This window comes from Coleofasciculus sp. E1-EBD-02 (genome assembly GCF_040218245.1).
Lineage (GTDB): Bacteria > Cyanobacteriota > Cyanobacteriia > Cyanobacteriales > Coleofasciculaceae > Coleofasciculus.
In genome coordinates this window covers 1-8350 of sequence record NZ_JAVJQN010000180.1, presented here as the reverse complement: position 1 = coordinate 8350, position 8350 = coordinate 1, and the positions used below count along the sequence as shown (strand labels likewise).

Below are 8350 nucleotides of genomic sequence, written 5' to 3'. Positions count from 1 at the left end.
CTGAGACCAGAAACGGTTCGCCGTCACCATCGAGTAGGTTTCTTCGGCTTGGGTGGGGTTAAACGCCCGGAAGGTGTTTGACCCTTCACCGTCTTCAAACAAGGTGTTTTCTACCGTTGCACCGTGAATGGCACACAGCAGCGCTCCACCTAAGATACCTGCCACTCCCATCATGTGGAAGGGATTCAGTGTCCAGTTGTGGAATCCTTGGAAGAACAGCAAGAAGCGGAAGATACCGGCGACGCCGAAGCTCGGAGCAAAGAACCAAGAGGATTGCCCCAAGGGATACATCAAGAATACGCTGACAAATACCGCGATCGGTCCACTAAAGGCAATGGCATTGTAGGGGCGAATTCCCACTACACGGGAAATTTCAAATTGCCGCAGCATGAAGCCAATTAAGCCAAATGCACCGTGCAGAGCAGTAAATGTCCAAAGCCCACCGATTTGACACCAACGGGTGAAGTCGCCTTGGGCTTCAGGTCCCCACAGTAGCAGTAGGGAATGACCGAAGGTATCGGCGGGGGTGGAAACCGCCACAGTCAGGAAGTTACAGCCTTCCAAGTAGGAAGAGGCTAAACCGTGGGTATACCACGAGGTAACAAAAGTTGTACCGGTTAGCCAAGCTCCAACCGCCAAGTAGGCGCAAGGGAGCAGGAGTAGACCTGACCAACCGATGAATACAAAGCGATCGCGCTTTAGCCAGTCATCGAGTGCGTCAAACCATCCTCTTTGGCTGGGAGCGCGTCCGACAGCTATGGTCATCGTTTCAAATCCTCTTACATTAAGGGTTTACAAGGATTTTTCCCTTGACAGTTCCACAGCGATAGACTGGGAATTTTTGACACTCTCCCTTCTTCTAGAAAGGAGATTCTATGGAAATTTCGTTCCATATATCCCGATCAACGGGTTCCCAGGCACACGACGGAAAGCCATAAGGGCATCGTGTTATCTCCTAACCCCTGTTAATTCAGGGTTGGGCGTTTCAAACCTTCGCGGCTTGGGTTTCGCCGAGTCTCGGCGTACCTTAACTGTGAGAAAGTCAGCCGACTTGACTAACTTTGCCTGAATACAGGGTGTGCCAAGCACCCTAGCGTTACCAGCTTATAATTTAACTGGCGTGGACTTAATTTTTCTTAAACTATCATATTTTTACACGAATCCTCGATTTTCGCTAGGGAGAGTAGGGGATTCAGTGCTTGAATACCATAATAGTCAAGGTTGGGAAATTTACAAATTGATACATCTGACTCAGAATTGCCCTTGAGCAGCACAGGAGTCAACAAAAATGGCATAGTAATAGGCGGAGCGTATTTACACCCATTCTGAGAGGGAAGGAACAGGATAGTATGACAGCCACCCCAACCCAACAAGAGAACCGCTTATTGCGTCAATCTGTTTTAGGCTCTCGGCGATTGAGCAACTACTGGTGGGCGGTAGTCGCCTCAATCGGTGGTACAGGATTTCTTTTAGCCGGACTTTCCAGTTATTTTCAACGGGATCTCTTGCCTGTGGGCGATACCAGAGGTTTACAGTTTATCCCTCAAGGCATCGCCATGAGCTTTTACGGGATTGCTGGCTTGCTCTTTGCCCTCTATCTCTGGCTGGTTATCCTTTGGGATGTTGGCGGCGGATACAATGAGTTCAACAAGGAAACCGGAATGGTAAAAGTTTTTCGCTGGGGCTTTCCAGGCAAAAACCGCAAAGTCGAGTTTAGCTGTCGCCTTCAAGATGTGCAATCGATTAAAGTTGAGATCAAAGAAGGGCTTAATCCCAACCGCACTCTCTACCTGCGCGTCAAAGATCGCCGGGAGGTTCCACTCACTCGTGTAGGACAGCCTTTGTCCCTATCGGAACTGGAAAACCAAGGTGCAGAACTGGCGCGTTTCCTCGCTGTCCCCCTAGAAGGCATGTAATCGGAAATCCCGGTTAACTATCTCCTTTTTGGTAGAGAAAAGGCAGAGGGCAGAAGGCTCTAAGGCAGAATGATTAAGTAGCGTCAGCTACAAGAAGGTAGGTTAATAAATATGCAAGTAATCGTCCGGCGCTGGTTCCTGGTTGTGGTAGTAATTGTTGGCTTAAGTCTCGGAGCTTGTAGTTCGTCAAAGGTGGCATCCCAAAACACGACGGATTCCTCAACAGCCGCAACAACAGAAACGTCGGTAGCTCAAGTCACTAATCCTCAAATTAGCAGCTTACCCCAATTAGAGGGAAAAGCGACCGTTGTTTTAACGGTTAAAGATTCCCCGATTACCATTGAGGTCGATGGCACAAATGCCCCAATTACAGCCGGGAATTTTGTCGATTTGGTCGAGCGGGGTTTTTATGACGACTTAGTGTTTCACCGAGTTGTGCGTGAACCCCAACCTTTTGTGGTTCAGGGAGGTGATCCCCAAGGGAAAGACCCCAATGTTCCGGTAGAGCGTCTGGGAACCGGGAGTTTTACTGACCCGAAAACAGGGCAGCCTCGTTACATTCCTTTAGAAATAAAGCCAAAGGATGCCGAGGCTCCTATCTATAGCAAAACGTTGGAGCAAGCTGGAATTTCTGCTCCTCCGGAGTTGCAGCATACTCGTGGTGCTGTGGCGATGGCACGCTCATCGATGCCAGATTCAGCCTCATCCCAGTTTTATATCGCGCTATCGGATCTGTCTTTTCTTGATGGAAATTATGCGGTGTTCGGCTATGTGAAAAATGGCATGGATGTGGTAGATACTATCCAAGTAGGCGATCGCATCGAGTCAGCCGAAGTCACCCAGGGACTGGAAAATCTGAAACGACCTGAGTCTGAGGCAGAAGAATCTCCCTAGTGCATCTTGGCAGGGGGAGCTGAAGGAGCTGAGGCGCAGAGGTGTAGGGGCGGGTTTTACGGATAACATTTTGGAGACAACCAATAACTTAACGAAACCCGCCCTTCTAGAGCCTCGGTTCAATAATCGCAGCAAGTGAAGGGTCAAAATTTGGGTTTGCATTCGGTTGTTGTTACAGGAATTGGTCTAATCTCAGCATTAGGGGGTTTAGAACAGAGTTGGCAACGACTGCTTAATGGTGAGTCAGGGATTCGCTCTTATCAACCCTTTCCAGAATTACCTGTTCGACCCTTGGCGCTAATCAATTCCGTGCCAAGTTCATTAACGACGTTGACTCAGGTCGTCGTCGCCGATGCTCTGGCTGATGCCAATCTTCAGACACCGATGCCTAATTGTGGTGTGGTGGTTGGCTCCAGTCGTGGCTGTCAGGCGTCTTGGGAAGAGTTGATCAGAGCCGCTCTTGAGCAGGGAAGTGGTGGCGTAGGGGAGCTATTCTCTAGTCACCGTTCCTCCCGGCTGAAGCAAGAGACTTGGTTAGAAACATTGCCACATCAAGCCGCGATCGCAACAGCTCGTCAAATTGGCTCGATGGCACCTGTGTTGGCACCTATGGCAGCTTGTGCAACAGGAATTTGGGCGATCGCACGGGGGGTTGAACTGATCCAAATCGGTCAATGTCAACGGGTTATTGTCGGTGCGGTGGAAGCCCCGATTACCCGGTTAACCTTGGCAGGATTTGACAAAATGGGGGCTTTGGCAAAAACAGGGGCTTATCCCTTTGACCAACGACGAGAGGGTTTAGTGTTGGGTGAAGGGGGAGCGGTTTTGGTGTTGGAGTCAGCAGAATTAGCGTTGAGTCGCGGTGTGCCAATTTATGGACAAATCTTAGGCATGGGATTAAGTTGTGATGCATACCATTTTACTACGCCCAAGTCAAGTAGCAAGAGTGCGATAACCGCAATTCAGCAATGTTTAGACCGAAGTCATCTTTCCCCCACTGAGATTGACTATATTCACGCTCATGGCACAGGGACTCGATTAAACGACGAGAATGAAGCCCAGTTAATGGATGATTTGTTTACCCATAGAGTAGCGGTAAGTTCAACCAAGGGAGCCACGGGTCATACCTTAGGTGCATCGGGCGCGATCGGTGTCGCGTTTTGTTTGATGGCGCTCAAGCATCAGATATTACCGCCTTGTGTCGGCTTGGGCAAACCCGCGTTTGATTTAGATTTGGTGACCCAAGCCCGTCGGCACAAGGTTCGCCAAGTATTATGTTGGAGTTTTGGTTTTGGGGGTCAAAATGCAATCCTGGCTCTGGGAAAGTATAGCAGTACCAAGGCAGGTTAGGACATTCTTTACTGTTTCCTATTCCCTATTCCCTATTCCCTGTTCCCTGTTCCCTGTTCCCTGTTCCCTGTTCCCTGTTCCCTACCCTCACCACAAGACTTATTCAGCAGCCCCTACTTAAATTTAAATTCATGATAGCTGATTAGTTTTGAGTGTGATTATCTGCAGTCAAGGACGTTGGGTTACTCATTTGCAGTGCCGTTTTCGTATCCATACCTGTCTTTTCCCAAATTGCCTCTAACACAGAATTTTCATCCAGTTCAGCACTAATGTAAGTGGTATTTTCGCTAGCCACGATTGCCTGGGCTTGGGCGGCGATATCGGGATATTTTTGGAAGACGGCTTGCAGAACTTGATCTCGGCATTGGAAAAGTTCGTCATAGCCAAAAACGCGATCGCACTCCCAGAATTGAACCGCTAATTGGTGTCCAGCTAACGCTGACTTAACAGTGGCTAGAATCTCAGCATCCCCGTAGGCATTTTCGACGATAGGTGTCAGATCACTTATATCTTCGCCATATTCTTTGGGATGAATATCACCTTCAATTTTGATTTGGATCACACGCAATTCCTCAAGCGCTGTTTCCAGAGGGGGTGGAATGACAGGGGGTGAGGTTTTATTGGCGATTTTGTCCGAACGATTGGCATCCGTACTTTCCGAACGCACGGATAGTATACTCAGCACACAGCTTACGAGTAGGGTAACTGTCATGAAGATCAGCGCTAATTTCTTAAATTGCATCTGTCAAACTATTAAAATAAATGGATTAGCAGACCGCTTGAGTTTAGTATTCCCAAGTCACTAGCCAAAAATCACCAAAGCCATTTTAAGGAAACGAGTTTTAATCGTGAGACTAAAGCAGGAAAGCCTGGTGGCTCAATCTTAACATTATGTTTGAGCCTTATGGGGATTTGATCTTGGTGTTAATCCATCCGTGATCATTAAGTTTACAGGACTATCTTATAATCCTATTTTCAAAGCAAAGTCTTAAATTTTTTTGGGCTTCAATATATCTTAAAGTTTCCATAGTTTAATTTTTTATTGAAGATATATAAGATCTTAGACTAATCTCTTCAATCTTCGGCATACTGAGGAGTTGCTGAATAAGGGTTGGGGTAAGGATAGGGAACGGAAAGCGGTTGTCGTGCGAGCGTCTGGCTCGCTATTTTGTCGAAGTTTTTATCTATCGAGGCTTATTTATTGCACTTTATGAACCTTTAATTGTCCTGAAACCCTTTCTTTTTAAGGGTTTCCAGTTTTTGCAGCAAGCTCTACTTAAGAATAATGGCAGCAGGTATTCCTTACGGAGTATCCTTTTGAAAGATAGCAGGCTCTCTGCCAACAGGCTTATGCCTAAGGTATCAGACTTATAAATGTGTGAAGCTGATACCCGCGATCGCGAGTTTTTTGATCGCCATTGGTGCAAGTACAATTAACACCTTAAGCCACACAGGGGCAAGCACCAGGCTAACCAATAGGCAAATCATGGCAGTAAACGCGGCGGCAAGTTGGACAATTTCTTCTGTCGTGTTAACAACCACACAAACTGCTGCGAAGGTGATTGTTAAGGTTATCAATAAAACCAAAAGCATAATAACTCACCAGGGTAGATTCGATTGAGCGATGGTTTGTGTTCCTGGGACTGATAAGGCTTATGCCTGTCTCTCCACTCTCATTTTGACTGGCGACTGGGTTGTGATGCGAGGAACAATCAAACCTCCTCTCTTAACGACTACAAATTTTTAGAGGGGAGTGTCAAGAGCTATCCAGGGTTTCACACAAGCTTCATCAAAGCTTCATAAAGACCTCATGAAGGCTTAATAATAGGATTAGGGGTAGCCAACCTCGAATTGCCACACTTGGCTAAATCACATCGAGTTTCATCCCCAAGTGAGTTGCGCGATTACCCAAGAGATGTTTTTGAACTGACGCATGGAAATAAGTCCTATAGGAGAGGTTGGCTCTAGCTACTTACTCTTACAATTTATGAAGAATTAACCCACAAAGCTATATATGATTCTCTCTACCGATATCCAGATTCCCTTTTCTCGTTCCATTGTTTTTGCGACCTACCGTGATAGGTTAATGGAGTTAATCCCCTATATGACGAATGTTCGGAGCATCGACGTGAAGTCCCGTCATCAAGACAATGCATGTATTCACGCCGTCAACGAGTGGCACGGTGGTGGCGAGATCCCAGCTCCGGTTAGAACACTGTTGAGCAAAGATATGCTGAAGTGGACAGAATATAACACCTGGAATGAGTCAGATTTTACTCTGGTATGGAGTATCAAGACTCACGCCTTTACCGAAGCTGTTCACTGCGCTGGCAAGAATCGCTTTTTGAATGATCATGGTCAGACGTTGATTGAAAGTCGTGGCGAAATCAGGATTGATCCTAAGCGGATTCAGGGAGTCCCACCGTTGTTAACAAACAAGGTTGCATCAGTGGTTGAGGATTTTTTGAGCAAAAAAGTTGAACCTAACCTGCTACAGATGAGTGAAGGGGTACGTCAATATCTAGACCAACAAACCATTAAATACAAACTTGCTTAAAGCGGTTTTGTGGTTTGGCATACAAGTTCGTAGTAAGAGTTTTAGCCTTATTCAACCATTTTAGGTGTGCCACGCCGCCATCGTAGTGGACTGACACAGCTCAAATTAAAATTGTGGAATAAATTTTATCATTGAATCGGGCGCACGCCATGCGCCCCTACAATGCTAATCCACCAATTAAGGTTTGCCACGCCACTAGGATGCAATAAATATCTTGTAGGGGCGACCCACTTGCACTAATGAACAACCGTAATCCACTCAAAGGTTTAAATGCCGAACAGCTTATTCTTAATTTCCTCTCTGACTGTGGGAGTTACATTAGAATTGCTATTCAGCTCCTCCAATAGACATCTATTGGCATTATAATATTGCTTTAGTAAATTCCTTTGCTCGTAGTCTAACTGTAAATCGTGACCCAAAATATTCTTTATTTTATCAATCCAGTCTTGACCATTATTTTGCCGCCAATCTTCAAAACGTTCTTTCTCTTCATCAAGGTCAGGCAGTTCAGCTTTAATTTGTTGTAATGCTTGCTTCAATTCAGGCTCAAAGTCAAATGCCTCGAACATCTCACCAAATAGACTGACTTGGTCGCTTATATCTTTATCTTTTGCACTTCCTCCAAGTCTACAGATATTCCTTAAGTTTAACTTGTGTGCAAATTCACAAGCTTTTTCCCGACTCACCAGGTTATTTTTAAAGTCAGTAATTTTACCTTGATTTAGAGTAGAGTCATTTTCATGTAAATAATCAACTACAACAGCATTGAGAATTGCATCGCCCAGAATTGCCTGTCTTCTGTAATCACACTCCTGCTTGTCTTTTTGCTGCGAATTTAAGTTGCGGTCTTCATAGATATATGAAGGATGCGTCAGGGCAATTTCCAGCAACTCCGTATGGTTAAAATTAGCAATGTTGATTGCCTTTTTAACAGTCTCTATATTTATATCCATAATTCAAACTATAAATTGAAATGATAGTAGTTATTCTAAATGCAATCCAGCTTTTAAATTGTCTTAAACTTTCCATCCGAGTCAACATACCCAACGACTCGTGAATATTTAGTAACACTGTTGGAATGCAATTCGGTTAGATCTCTTTCTAAATTCAGTGCCGTTTTATAGTTTTTACTAACAAAAACTATAAAAAAAAATAACTTTATCTTTCTTCCTATCACTAGGAATATCTTTGGTTTTTATCTCCAATAGGGTTTTATAATTAGCTATCGAAGAATTAATTATATGCACTTTTATGCTCTTGACTTTTTTGTCCTCATCTGTGATTATAAACATTAAACGCTTGTCCGGAACCTTGATAATCTCCAGGTGAGGATTCTGACGCTTTAACCACTCAAAAACGGCTGCTTCTACTGTTGCTACCGAATCATAGACTCTATCTGCATAAGCATAGAAAGCGCTATCGTCATCTCGATGAGCCAGCAAATAGGAGCGTAATTCCTTTTTGCTCATTGTCTGAAAATTAGGTTGCATCGTCATCGTATATCTCGTGAGACTCCGGGTTCAGCGAAGCAACCCGGAGAGGGATAGAAGTCAAATCGACCCTTCCAACAAGGGGAGATTTGACAATCCAGTCGCAGGCACGACGATTAACCCCGTGCTTCGCTGCAACAACC

9 protein-coding genes are annotated in these 8350 nt (G+C 45.2%); 4 read left to right on the top strand and 5 right to left on the bottom strand.

Annotated features, from left to right (window positions below):
• A partial coding sequence (locus RIC07_RS28340) for a photosystem II D2 protein (photosystem q(a) protein) (RefSeq protein ID WP_446397436.1) occupies positions 1 to 765 on the bottom strand: 765 nt, incomplete at its 3' end.
• 584 nt (positions 766 to 1349) lie between these two features.
• Between RIC07_RS28340 and RIC07_RS28335 the strand changes: the two genes are divergently transcribed.
• The 3 genes from RIC07_RS28335 to RIC07_RS28325 all read left to right on the top strand — a co-directional run bounded on the left by RIC07_RS28335 (position 1350) and on the right by RIC07_RS28325 (position 4160).
• Positions 1350 to 1916, top strand: a complete 567-nt coding sequence (locus tag RIC07_RS28335) for a photosystem I assembly protein Ycf4 (RefSeq protein ID WP_446397435.1) — start codon at positions 1350 to 1352, stop codon at positions 1914 to 1916.
• Positions 1917 to 2027: 111 nt separating this feature from the next.
• Positions 2028 to 2810: a peptidylprolyl isomerase gene (locus tag RIC07_RS28330; RefSeq protein WP_446397434.1), complete on the top strand. Its 783-nt coding sequence runs from the start codon at positions 2028 to 2030 to the stop codon at positions 2808 to 2810.
• A gap of 156 nt (positions 2811 to 2966) precedes the next feature.
• The gene (locus RIC07_RS28325) at positions 2967 to 4160 is read left to right on the top strand and encodes a beta-ketoacyl-ACP synthase (RefSeq protein WP_446397437.1); all 1194 of its coding nucleotides are present in this window, start codon (positions 2967 to 2969) and stop codon (positions 4158 to 4160) included.
• A gap of 142 nt (positions 4161 to 4302) precedes the next feature.
• Here the strand turns inward: RIC07_RS28325 and RIC07_RS28320 are convergent, their stop codons facing one another.
• Together RIC07_RS28320 and RIC07_RS28315 are read right to left on the bottom strand one after the other, a co-directional pair.
• Positions 4303 to 4902, bottom strand: coding sequence for a hypothetical protein (locus RIC07_RS28320; protein ID WP_446397433.1), 600 nt, complete (start codon positions 4900 to 4902; stop codon positions 4303 to 4305).
• 626 nt (positions 4903 to 5528) lie between these two features.
• Positions 5529 to 5753, bottom strand: a complete 225-nt coding sequence (locus RIC07_RS28315; protein ID WP_446397432.1) for a hypothetical protein — start codon at positions 5751 to 5753, stop codon at positions 5529 to 5531.
• A 421-nt stretch (positions 5754 to 6174) separates the two neighbouring features.
• Between RIC07_RS28315 and RIC07_RS28310 the strand changes: the two genes are divergently transcribed.
• On the top strand, positions 6175 to 6717 hold the full coding sequence (locus RIC07_RS28310) for a hypothetical protein (RefSeq protein ID WP_446397431.1): 543 nt from the start codon (positions 6175 to 6177) through the stop codon (positions 6715 to 6717).
• Positions 6718 to 6983: 266 nt separating this feature from the next.
• On the opposite strand, the gene RIC07_RS28305 is transcribed toward RIC07_RS28310, so the two are convergent.
• Together RIC07_RS28305 and RIC07_RS28300 are read right to left on the bottom strand one after the other, a co-directional pair.
• Positions 6984 to 7670: a ribonuclease III domain-containing protein gene (locus tag RIC07_RS28305; protein WP_446397430.1), complete on the bottom strand. Its 687-nt coding sequence runs from the start codon at positions 7668 to 7670 to the stop codon at positions 6984 to 6986.
• 177 nt (positions 7671 to 7847) lie between these two features.
• Entirely contained in the window at positions 7848 to 8213 is a 366-nt protein-coding gene (locus tag RIC07_RS28300; protein ID WP_446397429.1) for a DUF6887 family protein, read from the bottom strand.
• Positions 8214 to 8350 lie beyond the last annotated feature (137 nt).